Origin of the sequence: Nocardioides insulae DSM 17944 (assembly GCF_000422825.1) — a bacterium.
Classification (GTDB): Bacteria; Actinomycetota; Actinomycetes; order Propionibacteriales; family Nocardioidaceae; genus Nocardioides; species Nocardioides insulae.
In genome coordinates, this window is sequence record NZ_AUGU01000014.1 from 1 (window position 1) to 14,876 (window position 14,876).

The 14,876-nt window shown below is 71.1% G+C and carries 17 protein-coding genes; 6 read left to right on the forward strand and 11 right to left on the reverse strand.

What is annotated here, in order from left to right:
* Nucleotides 1–31: 31 nt before the first annotated feature.
* The 6 genes from G515_RS0104335 to G515_RS23730 form a co-directional block, all read right to left on the reverse strand.
* Nucleotides 32–1,381 carry an MFS transporter gene (locus tag G515_RS0104335; RefSeq protein WP_028659164.1) on the reverse strand — a complete coding sequence of 450 codons (1,350 nt, stop codon included), beginning with the start codon at nucleotides 1,379–1,381 and terminating at the stop codon, nucleotides 32–34.
* Between the two features lie 91 nt (nucleotides 1,382–1,472).
* Nucleotides 1,473–2,339, reverse strand: a complete 867-nt coding sequence (locus G515_RS0104340) for a shikimate dehydrogenase (RefSeq protein ID WP_028659165.1) — start codon at nucleotides 2,337–2,339, stop codon at nucleotides 1,473–1,475.
* A 114-nt stretch (nucleotides 2,340–2,453) separates the two neighbouring features.
* The gene (locus tag G515_RS0104345) at nucleotides 2,454–3,095 is read right to left on the reverse strand and encodes a TetR/AcrR family transcriptional regulator (RefSeq protein ID WP_028659166.1); all 642 of its coding nucleotides are present in this window, start codon (nucleotides 3,093–3,095) and stop codon (nucleotides 2,454–2,456) included.
* A gap of 61 nt (nucleotides 3,096–3,156) precedes the next feature.
* On the reverse strand, nucleotides 3,157–4,515 hold the full coding sequence (locus G515_RS22480; RefSeq protein ID WP_051217872.1) for a hypothetical protein: 1,359 nt from the start codon (nucleotides 4,513–4,515) through the stop codon (nucleotides 3,157–3,159).
* Nucleotides 4,512–5,426 carry an ABC transporter ATP-binding protein gene (locus G515_RS0104355; RefSeq protein ID WP_028659168.1) on the reverse strand — a complete coding sequence of 305 codons (915 nt, stop codon included), beginning with the start codon at nucleotides 5,424–5,426 and terminating at the stop codon, nucleotides 4,512–4,514. The genes G515_RS22480 and G515_RS0104355 overlap by 4 nt, the downstream gene beginning before the upstream one ends.
* Nucleotides 5,427–5,467: 41 nt before the next feature.
* Nucleotides 5,468–6,118, reverse strand: a complete 651-nt coding sequence (locus G515_RS23730) for a TetR/AcrR family transcriptional regulator (RefSeq protein ID WP_051217873.1) — start codon at nucleotides 6,116–6,118, stop codon at nucleotides 5,468–5,470.
* A 174-nt stretch (nucleotides 6,119–6,292) separates the two neighbouring features.
* Here G515_RS23730 and G515_RS0104365 point away from each other — a divergent pair, with 174 nt between their 5' ends.
* The 4 genes from G515_RS0104365 (at nucleotide 6,293) to G515_RS0104380 (ending at nucleotide 8,755) form a co-directional block, all read left to right on the forward strand.
* Nucleotides 6,293–7,033 carry a hypothetical protein gene (locus G515_RS0104365; RefSeq protein WP_028659170.1) on the forward strand — a complete coding sequence of 247 codons (741 nt, stop codon included), beginning with the start codon at nucleotides 6,293–6,295 and terminating at the stop codon, nucleotides 7,031–7,033.
* Nucleotides 7,030–7,344, forward strand: a complete 315-nt coding sequence (locus G515_RS0104370; RefSeq protein WP_028659171.1) for a hypothetical protein — start codon at nucleotides 7,030–7,032, stop codon at nucleotides 7,342–7,344. The genes G515_RS0104365 and G515_RS0104370 overlap by 4 nt, the downstream gene beginning before the upstream one ends.
* Nucleotides 7,345–7,358: 14 nt before the next feature.
* Nucleotides 7,359–8,069 (forward strand): hypothetical protein, encoded by a 711-nt coding sequence (locus G515_RS0104375; RefSeq protein ID WP_028659172.1) that lies wholly within the window; start codon nucleotides 7,359–7,361, stop codon nucleotides 8,067–8,069.
* Between the two features lie 194 nt (nucleotides 8,070–8,263).
* On the forward strand, nucleotides 8,264–8,755 hold the full coding sequence (locus G515_RS0104380; RefSeq protein ID WP_157571000.1) for a hypothetical protein: 492 nt from the start codon (nucleotides 8,264–8,266) through the stop codon (nucleotides 8,753–8,755).
* Here G515_RS0104380 and G515_RS0104385 read toward each other — a convergent pair.
* From G515_RS0104385 to G515_RS0104405, 5 genes are all read right to left on the reverse strand, one after another.
* Nucleotides 8,727–9,065: a cupin domain-containing protein gene (locus G515_RS0104385; RefSeq protein WP_028659174.1), complete on the reverse strand. Its 339-nt coding sequence runs from the start codon at nucleotides 9,063–9,065 to the stop codon at nucleotides 8,727–8,729. The genes G515_RS0104380 and G515_RS0104385 overlap by 29 nt on opposite strands.
* A gap of 121 nt (nucleotides 9,066–9,186) precedes the next feature.
* The gene (locus G515_RS0104390) at nucleotides 9,187–10,062 is read right to left on the reverse strand and encodes an HpcH/HpaI aldolase/citrate lyase family protein (RefSeq protein WP_028659175.1); all 876 of its coding nucleotides are present in this window, start codon (nucleotides 10,060–10,062) and stop codon (nucleotides 9,187–9,189) included.
* Complete coding sequence (locus tag G515_RS0104395; RefSeq protein ID WP_028659176.1) at nucleotides 10,059–11,150, reverse strand: HpcH/HpaI aldolase/citrate lyase family protein; 1,092 nt, start codon at nucleotides 11,148–11,150, stop codon at nucleotides 10,059–10,061. Before G515_RS0104395 ends, G515_RS0104390 begins: the two co-directional genes overlap by 4 nt.
* Nucleotides 11,151–11,261: 111 nt before the next feature.
* Nucleotides 11,262–11,825, reverse strand: coding sequence for a DnaJ family domain-containing protein (locus tag G515_RS0104400; protein ID WP_028659177.1), 564 nt, complete (start codon nucleotides 11,823–11,825; stop codon nucleotides 11,262–11,264).
* A gap of 153 nt (nucleotides 11,826–11,978) precedes the next feature.
* Nucleotides 11,979–12,578, reverse strand: a complete 600-nt coding sequence (locus G515_RS0104405) for a nitroreductase family protein (RefSeq protein WP_028659178.1) — start codon at nucleotides 12,576–12,578, stop codon at nucleotides 11,979–11,981.
* A 45-nt stretch (nucleotides 12,579–12,623) separates the two neighbouring features.
* Here G515_RS0104405 and G515_RS19480 point away from each other — a divergent pair, with 45 nt between their 5' ends.
* On the forward strand, nucleotides 12,624–13,013 hold the full coding sequence (locus tag G515_RS19480) for a hypothetical protein (protein ID WP_157571001.1): 390 nt from the start codon (nucleotides 12,624–12,626) through the stop codon (nucleotides 13,011–13,013).
* Nucleotides 13,014–13,333: 320 nt separating this feature from the next.
* On the forward strand, nucleotides 13,334–14,809 hold the full coding sequence (locus tag G515_RS19485; RefSeq protein WP_084653098.1) for a dicarboxylate/amino acid:cation symporter: 1,476 nt from the start codon (nucleotides 13,334–13,336) through the stop codon (nucleotides 14,807–14,809).
* The last annotated feature ends 67 nt before the right edge of the window (nucleotides 14,810–14,876 follow it).

Consider the following 14,876-nt stretch of genomic DNA (forward strand, 5'->3'; position numbering starts at 1 on the left):
GCCGAAGGGGCAAGGGGTCCGCCCCGTGGTCTCACCCCGAGACCAGCTCCGACTCGCGGTCGGGAGAGGGCCGGTGGCCGAGGTCGGCCGTGGGGACGTCCTTGGTCTCGCGGGCGGTGAGGGCCGACACGGTGGCGATCAGGGCGACCACCGCGGTGAAGCCGGAGATGACCACCCAGCCCCCCTCCTGTACCCCGCCGAGCGCGGTGACGATGGACGGCGCGAAGCCGGCCAGCAGGAAGCCGATCTGGGTGCCGATCGCCATGCCGGAGAAGCGCACCCTGGTGTCGAACATCTCCCCGTAGAAGCATGGCCAGACCGCGTTCGCCGCGGCGTACCCGCCGGCGAAGGTCAGCACCGCGAGGACGAAGATGACCACGACGTTCTCGCCGCTCATCGAGAGCATGTAGAAGGGCATCAGCACCGCGCTGGACAGTGCGCCGTAGATGAAGACCGGCTTGCGACCGATCCGATCGGCCAGGATCCCGAAGAGCGGCTGGGAGAACAGCGCGACGAAGTTGGCTGCGACCACCAGCCACAGGGTGATGCCGCTGTCGAGGTCGACCTCCTCGCCGTAGGCCAGGGCGAGGTTGCCGAAGACGGTGGAGATCGCGGCGATCGAGGCGCAGAAGATCACGCGGAGCACGTCGGCCCAGTGGTCGCGCATCAGGATCGCGAGCGGGAGCTTGGCGATCTCGTTGTTCGCCTTGGCGTCCTCGAACTCGGGGGTCTCGTGCAGGCCACGACGGATGAAGTAGGCCACGATGACCACCAGCGCGCTGCACCAGAAGGGGATCCGCCAGCCGTAGCTGTACTTGATCTCGTCGGGCAGGGCGACGACGGGGATGAAGATGAGCGCGGCCAGGATCTGACCGCCCTGGGTGCCGGTGAGCGTCCAGGAGGTGAAGAAGGCCCGGCGGTCGTCGGGTGCGTGCTCGAGGGTGAGCGAACTGGCGCCGGCCTGCTCGCCGGCCGCGGAGAGCCCCTGCAGCAGCCGGCAGAACACCAGCAGCACCGGGGCGAGCCAGCCGATCGTGTCGTAGGTGGGGAGGCAGCCGATCACGAAGGTGGAGAAGCCCATCATGAGCAGCGTGGCCATCAGGACCCGTTGACGGCCGATCCGGTCGCCGAAGTGGCCCACGAAGAAGGCGCCGATCGGGCGGGCGATGTAGGCGAACCCGAAGGTGGCGAAGGACATCACCAGCGCCGAGGCGTTGTCGTCCGGGAAGAACACGTGCGGGAAGATCAGCGCCGCAGCCGACCCGAAGATGAAGAAGTCGTAGTACTCCACGGCGCTGCCCATGAAGCTGGCCACCGCGGCGCGGACCGGCGTACGCCGGGCGTCCCGGCTGGGGGCTGAGGTGGGGGTGGATCCCGACATGGGTCCTCCTGGGTGGGATGAGCTCGGATGACGGGGACGGGCAGGGTCGTCCCATCGGGTCGGGGTGGCGGGCCGCCCCGGATGGGACCGCTCAGCGAGCGGCCGTGAGTTCGCGCAGGTGGGAGAGGACCCGCTCGGGGTCCGCCTCGAGGCCGGTGATGTGACCGAACGCGTCCGCGGCCTGGTAGGCAGCCATGTGGCCGCCGTGCAGGGTGCGAGCGCCGGCGTCCGCGGCCGCGCGGAGCAGCGCGGTCTCGAAGGGGAAGTAGACGATGTCGGCGACCCACAGGTCGGCGCGCAGCAGGCCGGCGTCCAGCGGGAGGCCGGGGTGTTCGACCATGCCCATGGGGGTGCAGTTGACCACGCCGTCGCTCAGGGTGAGGAGGGTCTCCACCTTGTCGGGGTGGCTGGCCTCGACGACGCTGTTCGGGAACCGTTCGGCGAGCTCGGCCGCGAGCCGTTCGCTGCGGACGGTGTCGAGGTCGACCAGGGTGAGGTGCTCGACCCCGTGGCTGAGCAGCGCGTCGCTGACCGCGGTGCCGGCGCCACCGGCGCCGAGCTGGACCACCCGGCGGGTGGGGACATCGGGGAGGCCGGTACGCAGGGCGCGGGCGAACCCGGTGGTGTCGGTGTTGTAGCCCACCGATTCACCGTCCTCGAAGACCACGGTGTTCACCGCGCCCAACCGGGCGGCGGTGGCGTCGAGCCGGTCGAGGTGCTCGATGACCAGCTGCTTGCCGGGATGGGTGATGTTGAAGGCGTCGTACCCGAGTGCGCGTGCGGTGTGCAGCAGCTCGCCGACCCGGTCGGGGGAGTAGCCCAGCTCGGAGATGTCGAGGGTCCGGTAGACGTAGTCCAGCCCGTGGTGTCGGGCTTCGCGCATGTGCATCGCGGGGGTCAGTGACGGGCCGACGCCGGCGCCGATCAGTCCGACGAGGTAGGAACGGGCGGGTGTCATGCTGGCTTCTCCTAATGAACGAACTGGTACGTTCGCAGTGAAGGGCATCACAGGACGCGACCATCCGTCAACCCGATGAGGGTGACGCCGGTCGCGATTTTGCCCGCGGGTCGGTCAGCGGGTGGCGAGCCAACCGACGACGACGTCGCCGAGGATCCGGCGGTGGCGGGTGCGCACGTCGGGTGCGGTCATGTCGCGGTCGAAGAGGAAGTCGAAGGTCGACCGGTTCGCGACCTGGAAGACGCAGTAGGCGCTGATCAGCATGTGTACGTCGAGCGCGTCCACGTCCTCGCGGATCTGACCCGACTCCCGACCTCGAGCGAGGGTGCGGTCGAGCATCTCGGTCGCCGGAGCGCCCAGGTCTCGCAGGGACTCCACTCGACGCAGGTTCTCGCCTCGCTGGATGTTCTCCGAGGACACCAGCCGGATGAAGGCCGGGTTGTCGTGGTGGTGGTCGAAGGTGAGCTCCGCGATCCGGCGGACGGCGTCCAGCGGCTCGAGATCGTCGGCCTCGATCCGTTGCTCCACCTCTCGGATCCGCCGGTAGGCCGACTCCAGGACGGCGAGGTAGAGCTGCTCCTTGCCGCCGAAGTAGTAATAGATCATCCGCTTGGTGGTGCGGGTGCGTTCGGCGATCTCGTCGACCCGGGCGCCGGCGTACCCCCGCTCGGCGAACACCTCGGTCGCCACCTCGAGCAGGTCGCGCCGGGTGCGCTCGGCGTCGCGTACCCGTTCGACGGGGTCAGAGGTGGCCATGACGGCAGGGTAGTGCGTACTCCACAGTTCGTTCATCCGGTCCCGCGGCCGGCGCCCGGTCTCAACCGGTGACCAGATCGCGACGGCGGAACCGGACCAGCGCCGCGACCACCACGACCACGGCCACGATCACCAGCACCACCAGCGGCGTCGCCGACTGCTCCTCCAAGGGCACGAGGGCGATGCTGCCGAACGGAGAGAGATCGGTGGTCCAGTCGGGCAGGTCGAGCATCGACCCGAGGAATCCGATGACCATGCCGTAGACGGCGACCACCCAGGCGAGATTGAGCCAGCTCGGTCGGACGGCGTACCCCGCCGCGGCGACGGCGAGCACGACCGCGATCGCCGGCAGAAAGACCAGGTGTGCCCCGAGCATCGAGCCGAGGTAGGACCACTCCCCGGTGACCGCGGCCGCGCCCAGCCCCATCCCCAGGCCCGCGCCGAGCAGGGCGGTCGTGGTCGCGAGCAGCGTGGTGAGCAGGGCGGCGCCCATCCACCGCACCCGTGCCACCGATCCGGCCAGCATCACCTCGGTGCGACCGGCGGCCTCCTCGCGGGTGAGCCGATGGGCTGCGGTGAGGGCGTAGCAGGCGACCATGAACGCGTTGAACATCGCGCAGGTGCCCAGATAGCCGTCGACCAGATTGTCCGCGTCGCCGCCCATCGCATCGATCACCAACTGGTTGGACAGGTCGCCCATCGCTCCGGCGATCGAGTCGTCGCCGGCACCCCGGATCACCATCGCCAGCGCCACCATCAACGACGCCGCCCCCGTCGCGGATCGGCTGTGCTCGGTGAGCTGGTTGATCACCGCGGCCAGGCCCGCGAAGACGAGCCCCACCATGGCGATCGAGGCGCCCATCAGCGCCGACCCCGCCGACGGGTAGCCGGCCGCGGAGAGGAGCACCCAGGAGAGCAGGAAGAGGGCGAGGTTCGCGCCGATCGCCAGCGTCGCCGCCACCGCCAGCGGCGCGTGTCGGCCCACCACGTTGGCCCGGACGAGCTCCAGGCGCCCCGCCTCCTCCTCGGCCCGGGTGTGCCGTCCGACCAGCAGGATGTTCAGGAACGCGGCGGCCAGCATCAGCCACACCGCGTAGATCATCGCGAACACGATCGGATAGCTCGGGTCCTCCACGCCGTACCCCGGGCCGCTCATCACCAGCCCGGCAGGCGCCTCCATGAAGCCGGTGATGGCCTCGAGGTCCGACTCCTCGGGGTAGGCGACCTGGATCGCGTTCGCGAAGTAGCCGGTCATCAGGCCGATCCCCAGCACCCACGCGGGCAGGCGGATCCGGTCCCGGCGCAGCGCGAGGCGCAGCAGCGCGGCGTACCCGGCGTACGGGTGTGCGCCGCCGTCCTCGCGGATACGCCGCTGCGAGACCGGCGGCGTCCCGCGGACGGAGGTGGACGTGGTGTTCATCGCGCCGTCTCCGCCCCGGCGTACTGACGAAGGAACATCTCCTCGAGCGAGGGCGGGTTGCTGGTCACCCGGACCAGGTCGAGCTCGGCGAGCGCCTTCATCACCGTGCCGGTGTGCTCACTGTCGAGCGCGAAGCTCACCTGGTTCTCGCTGATCTCGAAGTCGTGGACGCCGGCGATCCCGGCGAGACCGGAGGCGTCCTGCAGGGTCGTGGCGATCACCCGGTTGCGGGTGAGGTGGCGTAGATCGTCCAGCCGCCCGGACTGCACCGCGACGCCGGAGCGGATGATCGTGACGGTGTCGGCGAGCTTCTCGACCTCCGCGAGGATGTGGCTGGAGAGCAGCACGGTGCGGCCCCGTGCGCGCAGCTCGCGGATGCAGTCCTGGAAGACCACCTCCATCAGCGGGTCCAGGCCGGAGGTCGGCTCGTCGAGCACGTACAGCTCGACGTCGGCCGAGAGCGCGGCCACCAGGGCCACCTTCTGCCGGTTGCCCTTGGAGTAGGTGCGCGCCTTCTTGGACGGGTCGAGCTCGAAGCGCTCGATCAGTTCGTCACGGCGGGGGACGTCGATCTGGCCGTGGAGGCGGTGCAGCACGTCGATCGCCTCACCGCCGGTGAGGCCGGGCCAGAGGCTGACGTCGCCCGGCACGTAGACCAGACGGCGATGCAGGGCGACGGCGTCGCGCCACGGGTCCCCGCCGAGCAATCGGACCTCGCCGGCGTCGGCGCGCAGCAGCCCGAGCAGCACCCGGATGGTGGTGGACTTGCCGGCCCCGTTGGGGCCGAGGAACGCGGCGATCTCGCCCGGCGACACGGTCATCTCGAAGTCGTCGAGTGCGCGGACCGGGCCGAAGGTCTTGGTGAGGCCCCGGATCTCGATGACCGGGGCCTCCTCGGAGTTGTTGGTCATGGCGATTCCTCCAGGCGGCGGGACAGGGTGGGAGGTTGCGGTCAGGCGCGCTCCCGGCCCGGCGGGTCCTTCAGATAGTCGAGATAGGCGTCGAGCATGTCGCGGCTGGTGAGCAGCCCCTGGGTGTAGAGCTCCAGGCCGGGCACGGTGGAGCGGTCGGCGTACCGCGCCCAGGTGACCTGGGGGTCCTCGCCGTCGGGAGCCAGCGAGTACTCCAGCAGGAGTCCCCCGATCGAGGCGAGGACGAGCCAGCGGGCCCGGGCCGAGGAGTCGACCGAGGGCTTGATCAGCCCCTGCGCCTCGCCCTTCTCCAGGGCCGTCTCGGCGTCGGTGATCATCCGCTCCAGGAACGTGTGGGCGAGGTCGCCGCCGCTGCGCAGGCCGCGCACGAAGTAGCCGATCAGCGGGGTGATGGCCTCCGCGTTGCGGATGTTCGAGAACATCTGACCGACCGGATCCCCCGTGTCGACCTTGGCCTTCTGCAGGCGCTCGAGCTCGTCGAGGACGTACTGGTCGCAGGCCTCTCGGAGCTCCTGTTTGGAGCCGAAGTGGTGCCGGATCAGGCCCAGGGACACCCCGGCCCGTTCGGCGATGGTGCGCAGCCCGACCCCGAACCCCTCGTCTCCGAAGAGCTCGATCGCCGCCCAACGGATCCGCGCGGTGGTGGTGAGATCGGCTTGCGCTGTACGCACGTACAACAAGCTATACGCGTGTGTAGTCGGAGGACAAGGGGCCGGTCGGCGTCTCTCCCCGCGGTTGTCCACAGATTGCTCGGAGGCGGTTCCGGGTGGCTGTCCCGGAGGGCAGCCTGGGTGGCCAGTCGGCGGAACCACCCGGTGTTCCGTCCCAACCGACTCGGGGTAGCCATGAACGACATCGATGCCATCGCGACTCTGCGGGAGTCGCTCGACGTGGACCAGCAGCGATTCGAGGAGGCGCTGCGTCGCACCGGTCCGATCCGCGCGACCGACCCCACCGCCACGGTCGTGGTCCGGCTCGCGGCCGACGGCCGGGTGGACAGGATCGAGCTGGGCCCGGACTGGGTGCGCCACCACACCGGTGCCGAGCTCGGCGGCGTCGTGGTGGCGACCCATGCGATGGCGGCGGGGGAGCGGATGCGCGCCTATCTCACCGCCTTCGCCGAGAGTGACGGCGTACGCCGCCCGCGGCCCGCCCCCATCGGCGGCGCTCCGCCCACCGCACCGGTCGCGGGCGTGGCCGACCTCGCCGCCATCGACCCCGGCCCGGTGATGGCGGGGATGGGCGCACTGCTCGAGGAGTTGGACGCCTGCCTGACCGAGGCACTCGCCCTCGCACAGCGGCAGCAGACGGCGGCGGTGCTGGGCCGGGGACCGGCGGGGATCGCGACGGCCCGGCTGACGGCGACCGGTGCGCTGGCCGCTCTCGAGCTCGCGGAGAGCAGGCTCGCCGGCGTGCCGGCGAGGATGCTCGGCGGCGAGATCACCGCTGCCGTCCACGAGGCACAGGAGCAGGTCGGCGATCCGGCCGCGGAGATCACCGAGGCCTCCGGCCTCGGCCGACTGCGCAGGCTGGTGCACGATCCGACCGCACTGATCGGCACCCTCGCCGAGGGGGGAGCACGATGACCCTCGCCGTCTCCCTCGACGCGCTCAGTCGCGACGCCGTCCGCTGGGAGGAGACCGCTGCGGCGCTCACCCGGATGCGTCACGTGCTCGCCGGGCTGGCACTGCCCACCGCGGAGTTCTCCTTCGCCGGGGCGAGCCCCGCCGGCGCCTACCAGGATCTCCTCGATCGACTCGATGACCACCTCGCCGACGGCGTGCGCGCGACCGAGGACGCCGCCACCGCGCTGCGGGCGGTCCGGGCCACCTACGAGACCACCGACGGCGCCGTGCGTGAGCGGATGCACGAGCAGTGGCGACCGCTGGCCGGCTGAGAGGAGTGACATCGATGGAGGATCAGTCCGCTTCGGAGATCTGGCAGCGGGTCGTCGACCTGCTCGCCCGCGTCCGCACCGAGATCGAGGAGATCGGCCACCGACTGGCCGCGCTGGTCGAGAGGATCCCCGATCTCCTCCAGGGCTTGGCGAGGGGCTTCCTGGCCGCCTGGGAGGTGGCCAAGGGTCAGGTAGAGGAGTTCTTCGCCTGGTTCCACGGGCCGTTGCGCGCGCCTGGCGACCCGCGGGCGTTGTGGACGAGCGCCGGCGAGTGGAAGTCGGCGATCGGCGACCGTGCCGTGGAGCAGGCGCAGCACATCGACGGTCAGCACGAATTGCTCGCCGACGACACCTGGGTGGGACACGCCGCCACGGTGTATGCGACCGCCGCACCTGCACAGGCGGCTGCGATGCAGGCGCTCGGGCCTACGTCGGGCGACGTCTCGATGGCGCTGCGGAGGGTGGCCGGAGGCATCGCGCTGTTCTGGGCGGGAGTGATCCAGGTCGTGGTCGATGTCGTCGCGGGCACCGTCGTCGCAGCCCTCAGCGCGGCCAGTGTCGTCGCCGCGCCGGCGGTGCCGGCGGAGGTGATCGCCATCTTCGTCACGGCTCTCGCCGCCTCCGGCCTGGCCCTCGGGACGCTGACACTGGGGATGGCCCTCGGCGCCGAGGGCCTGTCCAACCAGGTCCGGTTCATGCCCACCTGGCCGAGGCTGGCGGGCTGATGGGTCGGCTGCGCCGCTGGGCCGCGCTCGGCTGGACCGACCGGTGGGCGGCCAGGCGTGAGCAAGCCGCGTCGGGGCAGGGCGGGCAGGGGTCGCTCGGGGCGGTCAGACGCGGCGCGGGGTCACCTCCGGTCTCGGAGACCCGGCCCACTGTCGATGTCGACGGAATCGTTCGCCGGGCGGAGGTCAGGGCGATGCTGACCTGGGCCTGGTTGGCGATCAGCGTCGCGATCGCGATCGGTGCCCTGCTTCTCGGGCTCCTCGGAGACAGGACCACGTGGTGGATCGTCTCGGTCGTGGTCCTGGGAGCGGGGCTCGCGGCGGGCGGTCTCTGCCTGGCCCTCAACCGCGCCCTCGCGAGGGGGCGGCACGCCACCTCCGGCCAGGTGGGGTGGGCGATCCTGTCGTGCGTGGCTCTCCTCCCGCTGGCCGTCGTGCTGGGCATCACCGTGGCGCGCACCGGGATGGAGCTGATCCTGACCTCGGAGGCCGGGTTCCTGGTCGCGATGGCGGGGCTGGCGGTGTGTGGCAGCGTGCCGGTGCCGTTGATGATGCTGCTCGCGCTCCTCCTCGGCCGGACCGCCGCCGATCTCCACCGAGCGCTCCCGCGCCAGGACGCTCCGCGGGAGCCGTCGGTGGAGGCGGGCGGGGACGTCCCTAACGGACCCCGGACGCGACCACGGTGAGGAGTACGACGGAATCCTCCAGCGCCGCCAGGCTGTGCCGGCGAGGTGGGATGACGACGTACTCGCCGGCAGTGAGCTCGGCGCTCTCCTCACCGGCGTCGAGCCGGACCCTGCCGGTCAGCACCTGGAGGGTCGCCTCGCCCGGGCTCTCGTGCTCGTCGAGGCCCTGGCCGCCGGCCAGCGCGATCACGGTCTGGCGCAGTGGGTGGTCGTGGCCACCGTGGATGGTGTGGGCGCTGCGTCCGCTGGAGGCGGAGCGGGCGCCTTCGAGGTGCTCGGCGGCGAGGCTGGTCAGGGACATCGATTCCATCACGTGCTCCTCCGGCTTGGGGGCGACGGCGCGGTGGCCGGGACGCTCCTACCGTAGCGGCGCACAAGCGCGGCCGCCCCCGACCAAACGCGCGGTCGGGGGCGGCCGGAGGAGACTCACATCATTCGAGGGCGGCGATCGCCTCGCTGATCGCGAGGGTGCGCCGGGCCGACTCGACGTGCAGGTTCTCCACCATCTTGCCCTGGTAGGTCACCACTCCCTTGCCGTCCCCGGCCTCGAAGGCGGCGATCAGGCCCTGCGCGTGCTCGACCGCCTCGGCCGAGGGTGCGAAGGCGGTGTTGGCTCCGTCGACCTGACTGGGGTGGATCAGGGTCTTGCCGTCGAAGCCGAACCGGCGGCCCTGCTCGCACTCGGCGGCGAAGCCCTCGGCATCCTTCACGTCGTTGTAGACGCCGTCGAGGATCACCTTGCCGGTGGCTCGGGCGGCGAGCATCGCCAGCGACAGGCCGGCCTGGATCGGGGCGCGGCCGGGCACGTGCTCGGCGTAAAGCTCCTTGACCAGGTCGTTGGTCCCGATCACCAGGACCGTCAACCGGTCGGAGGCAGCGGCGATCTCCTCGGCATGGAGGATGGCGTAGGGCGACTCGATCATCGCCCACAGCTTGGTGTGCTCGGGGGCGCCGGCACGCTCCAGTGACTCGACCAGGGAGCGCACGGCCTCGGGGCTGTTGACCTTGGGCACCACCACGCCGGCCGGGCCGGCCTTCGCCGCGGCGGCGAGGTCCTCGGCGTGCCACTCGGTGTCGGCGCCGTTGATCCGGATGGTGAGCTCGCGGGCGCCGTACTCACCGCTGGTGACGGCGGCGACGGCGTTGGCCCGGGCAGCGGGCTTGGCGTCGGGGGCGACGGCGTCCTCGAGGTCGAGGATGAGGCCGTCGGCCGGGATGGCCTTCGCCTTCTCCAGGGCCCGCTCGTTGGAGGCGGGCATGTAGAGGACCGAGCGTCGGGGGCGGAACTCCTCGGGCGCGGCGCTCATCGGGCCTCCTCGAGGGTGATCGCGTCGTAGGCCTTCTTCAGCTCAGGGTCGATGGCGGCGAGCTCCTCGGCCAGCTCCACCATCACCAGGCACTGCTTGAGTGAGGCGTCGTCCTCCATCTTGCCGTCGAGCATCACGGCGCCAGTACCGTCACCCATCGCGGCCGCGACCCGGCGTGCGTGCCGGACGTCCTCGACGCTCGGGCTGAAGACCCTGTTGGCGATCGCGATCTGCTTGGGATGCAGGCTCCAGGTGCCGACGCAGCCGAGCAGGAAGGCGTTGCGGAACTGGTCCTCGGCGGCCACCACATCGGTGATGTCGCCGAACGGCCCGTAGTAGGGGTAGATGCCGTGGGTGGCGCAGGCGTCGACCATCTTGGCGATGGTGTAGTGCCACAGGTCCTGCTGGAACACGCTGCGCGGTCCGTCGATCTGGCCGTCGACGGGATCCTGCCGGACCAGGTAGCCGGGGTGGCCGCCACCGACCCGGGTCGTCTTCATCTTCCGGTCGGCGGCCAGGTCCGCCGGGCCGAGGGAGAGACCCTGCATCCGCGGCGAGGCCCCACAGATCTCCTCGACGTTGGCCACGCCGCGGGCGGTCTCCAGGATGGCGTGGATCAGGATCGGGCGCTCCAGACCCGCCTTCGCCTCGAGCTGTGCGAGCAACCTGTCGACGTAGTGGATGTCCTCGGCGCCCTGCACCTTGGGCACCATCACGACGTCGAGCTTGTCGCCGATCGCGGGGATGAGGGTGGTGAGGTCATCTAACGCCCACGGGCTGTCGAGCGAGTTGATCCGCGTCCACAACTGGGTGGGGCCGCTCTGTCCGCCGAGACCGGCGGTCTCCTGGCCGATCTTCACCAGGCCCTCACGGGCGGCCACCTTGTTGTCCGCCTTGACGGCGTCCTCCAGATTGCCCAGGAGTACGTCGACGGTGCCCACCATCTGCGGGACCTTGTCGACCATCTTCGGGTTGCTCGGGTCGAAGAAGTGGATGGCCCGGCTCGGCCGGGCCGGGATCTCGCGCAGCGGGGTCGGCGCGCCGACCGCGAGCGGCGCGAAGAAGTCCTTCGCGGATTTGTGCGTCATGCGCGGGACGCTAGCAGCGGCGGTGCTGCTGACCGCCGGGGTGTGACGTGCCTGACAGGCCGCTGATGGCGCTCTCCGCTCGGCGGGGCAGGTCGACCCAGGTCTACCGGGTCAGCGGCGGCGGAACCATCGATCGCGACGGCGAGGTCGGTCCTCCTCCGCGAGTCGTCGCCGCATCTGGTCCTGGTGGCGGCGACGCTCCTCGCGGCGCACCCGCCAGGCGGTGAGGCTCTCCTCCAGGTCGCGCGGCATGGTGATCAGCGGCGGCCCCTCGGGGAGCCGGTAGCGGGCTGCGATGACGCGCGCGTTGAACTCCTCGACGGTACGCCGGACCTCGTCCTCGGAGGCGAGCCGGTCGAGCTGGTCGTCGAGCTCGGCGTCCTCCTTGCGCAGCTGCACGCTCAGCGGGAGCACGGTGATGTGCTCGCGCTCGACCAGCTGTTTGAGCCACCAATCGGCGTCGTGCTGCGTGCCGAGCCCGGTGATCGGCTTGCCCGCGCCCGGCAGGTCGTCGAACTCGCCCCGCTCGATGGCCTGCTTGACCTGCAGGTCGACCCACTTGGTCTGCTGATTGATCCGGTTGGCCGCGGCCGCACCGCCGGTGCGCGCATCGCGGGCCGGCCCTCGCTGTGGCACCTCGGACTGCCCGCCCGGACGGTCCTCGCTCTCGGGCATGCCCTTCACCGTAGCGCGGCCCTACGCGCCCGCCGCGCCGCAGCTGCGGGCGGGATGGGTACCCCGCACTCAGGTCGCATGCTTCGTGCCGATCCGCCGTCCGGAAGCCGCCGACGGCAGGGGTGTCGGGGGTGCCGTACGGGTGAGGTCGAGCTACCACCGTCCGCGGTGCACCAGCTCCTCCATCGGGGTACGCCGCCGGCGGCTGGGCGAGCCCTGCGCCCCGCCGTCCGCGGGGTGCCCGATGGTGACGGCGCCGATCGGGTCGTAGTGGTCGGGGATGCCGAAGGCGTCGCGCACCGCCCGGTCCGAGTGCGGCGGGATGCCGAAGTACAGCGCGCCGAGACCCTCGTCGACCACGGTCTGGAGGATCAGCAGGGTGGCCATCGCCGCGTCCATGTGCCAGAACGGCATCGGCCAGCGCGCCTCGTCGCGGTCGCCCCAGCCCTTGTCGGGCCGGGCGTAGCGATCCAGGTAGGCGGCCTTGCTGCTGCACGGCAGCACGATCACGGGGGCTCGCATCATCCCGGTCAGCCACTCGTCGGGCTGGTCGATGTCGTCCGCGGTCGCCTCCCAGTAGCGCCGTACGTCGGTGGGTTGGTCGAGCACCAGGAACCCCCAGCCCTGGCTGAACCCGGCGTTGGGAGCACGGACGGCGTTGCGCAGCGCCCGGTCCACGACCGCCGGGTCGACCGGGTCCGTCCGGTAGTTGCGCACCATCTTCCGTCGGGCCACGACGTCCTGGAAGTCCATGTCCGCAGCATGCCGCAGCGTCCCGTGCGCTCGTAGAGTGGGCGCATGGAGGGACCGATGGGGGCGGAGTCGGGGGACGTCCACGGCCGCTGGCGTTTCGACTTCCACGGCGACCCGGCGGCGGCGGACAGTGCCATGGAGGACCGTCACGACCCCACCCTGTCCTGTGCGATGACGGTGCTCGCGGCCGCCAAGCAGGCCCGGCTGCGAGGCATCCGCGCGGCGGTCGGCCGGCTGGAGACCACGCCGGGGGAGCCCGACCGGGTGCCAGCCCGGGCGTCGGCCTGGCTGGACGCGTACGCCGCCGAGGAGGGCGACCTGGCGGCGTACCTCGCCGAGGTGAGCGCGCAGGCCTCGGCCCGCGCCGCCCGGGACGGCACCAGGCTCGACGTCGTCGCGGAGATCGTCCCGCGCTCCGACCGGCCGGGTCCGTGATCTGCCTCTCAATCCCGGGATCGGGCTGATTCGGGGGAACACCTCAGTCTCTTCTAAGGTTCTCGCCATCATGTCCGTCAGCGCTGTGGAGTGCCTCCTCACCGTGCGGCGATCCGTGGACTTCGTCCGGGTCGCCAGCGCGCTGTGTCGCTGACCCCTCTGCGCAGCTGACGCCGGTCCGTTCACGGGCCCGCCTGCCCAGGCCCCGCTCGGCGGGGCGCCGCACGGCCCGACACGCTCGGCCGGCGTTCTCGCGCGCACACGTCGCCTCACCGCCACTCTTCTTCCAGCGGCTTCGCCCGCGCTCGAAAGGTTCTCCCGTGACATCCTCAGCTTCCTCTGCGGCACCGGCCGCGACCGGTCCCGCCGGTACGCCGGCTGCGCGCCGACGGCTGCGCCTGCCGTCCTTCAGCACCCAGGTCGTGCTCGGCCTGGCGGTCGGCGTTCTGCTGGGCTGGCTGGCCAACCGGATGGGTCCGACCACCGCCGGAGACCCGAACTGGCTGACCACCACCCTGGAGACGATCGGCTCGTCCTTCGTGACGCTGCTCAAGACGGTCGTCCCGCCGCTCATCTTCACCGCGATCATCGCCTCCATCGCCAACCTGCGCAGCGTCACGAACGCCGCCCGCCTGGCCGGGCAGACGCTGATCTGGTTCGCCATCACCGCGGCGATCTCGGTGGTCGTGGGGATCGGGCTGGGGCTGCTCTTCCAGCCGGGCAACCGGGCCGGGGTGTCGATCGACGACGCCGCCGAGGTGGGTGCCAGCGGTTCATGGACCGACTTCCTCAGCGGTCTGATCCCCTCCAACTTCCTCGGCATCAGCGCGGACACCACCGTGACTCCGGGCGCTGATGGCACCTTCAGCACCGAGACCAGCATCGGCTTCAACGTGCTGCAGATCCTGGTGATCGCCCTGGCCATCGGCATCGCCGCCCTCAAGTCGGGCAGCAAGGCCGACCCGTTCCTGGCCTTCAACCGCTCGGCGCTGTCGATCATCCAGAAGGTGCTCTGGTGGATCATCCGGCTCGCGCCGCTGGGCACCCTCGGCCTGATCGGCAACGCTGTGGCGACCTACGGCTGGGCCTCGCTGGGCTCGCTCGCCTGGTTTGCCGCGGCTGTCTACGTCGGCCTCGCCGTCGTCCTCTTCGTGGTCTACCCCGTCCTGCTGCGGGCCAACGGGCTGAACATCCTCAGCTACTTCCGCGGCGCCTGGCCGGCGATCCAGTTGGCCTTCGTCTCGCGGTCCTCGGTCGGCACGATGCCGGTGACCGAGCGGGTCGTGGAGCGCAACCTCGGTGTGCCGCGGGAGTACGCCTCCTTCGCCGTACCGCTGGGCTCCACCACCAAGATGGACGGCTGCGCCTCGATCTACCCGGCCATCTCGGCGATCTTCGTCGCGGAGATCTTCGGGATCCACCTGTCCTTCACCGACTACCTGCTGATCGCGTTCGTCTCAGTCGTCGGGTCCGCCGCCACCGCGGGGCTCACCGGCGCGGTGGTCATGTTGACGCTCACCCTCTCGACCCTGGGCCTGCCGCTGGCCGGGGTGGGACTGCTGCTTGCGATCGACCCGATCCTCGACATGGGACGCACCGCCGTGAACGTCGCCGGACAGGCGCTGGTGCCGACCATCGTGGCCAAGCGGGAGGGCATCCTCGACGAGAAGCGGTACGCCGCCGCAGCGGCCGAGGACCTCTTCTCCGACGACTCCGCCGACGGTGTTCTCGCCGGATCCCCGGACGGCTCCGCCCCGCGTGCCGCGGAGACCTCCAGGGTCCCCTCGAACGCCTGAACCGGACGACCGACGCCCGGCTCGCCCCAGGGCGGGCCGGGCGTCGTCGTTCTTCGGCGAACCGATG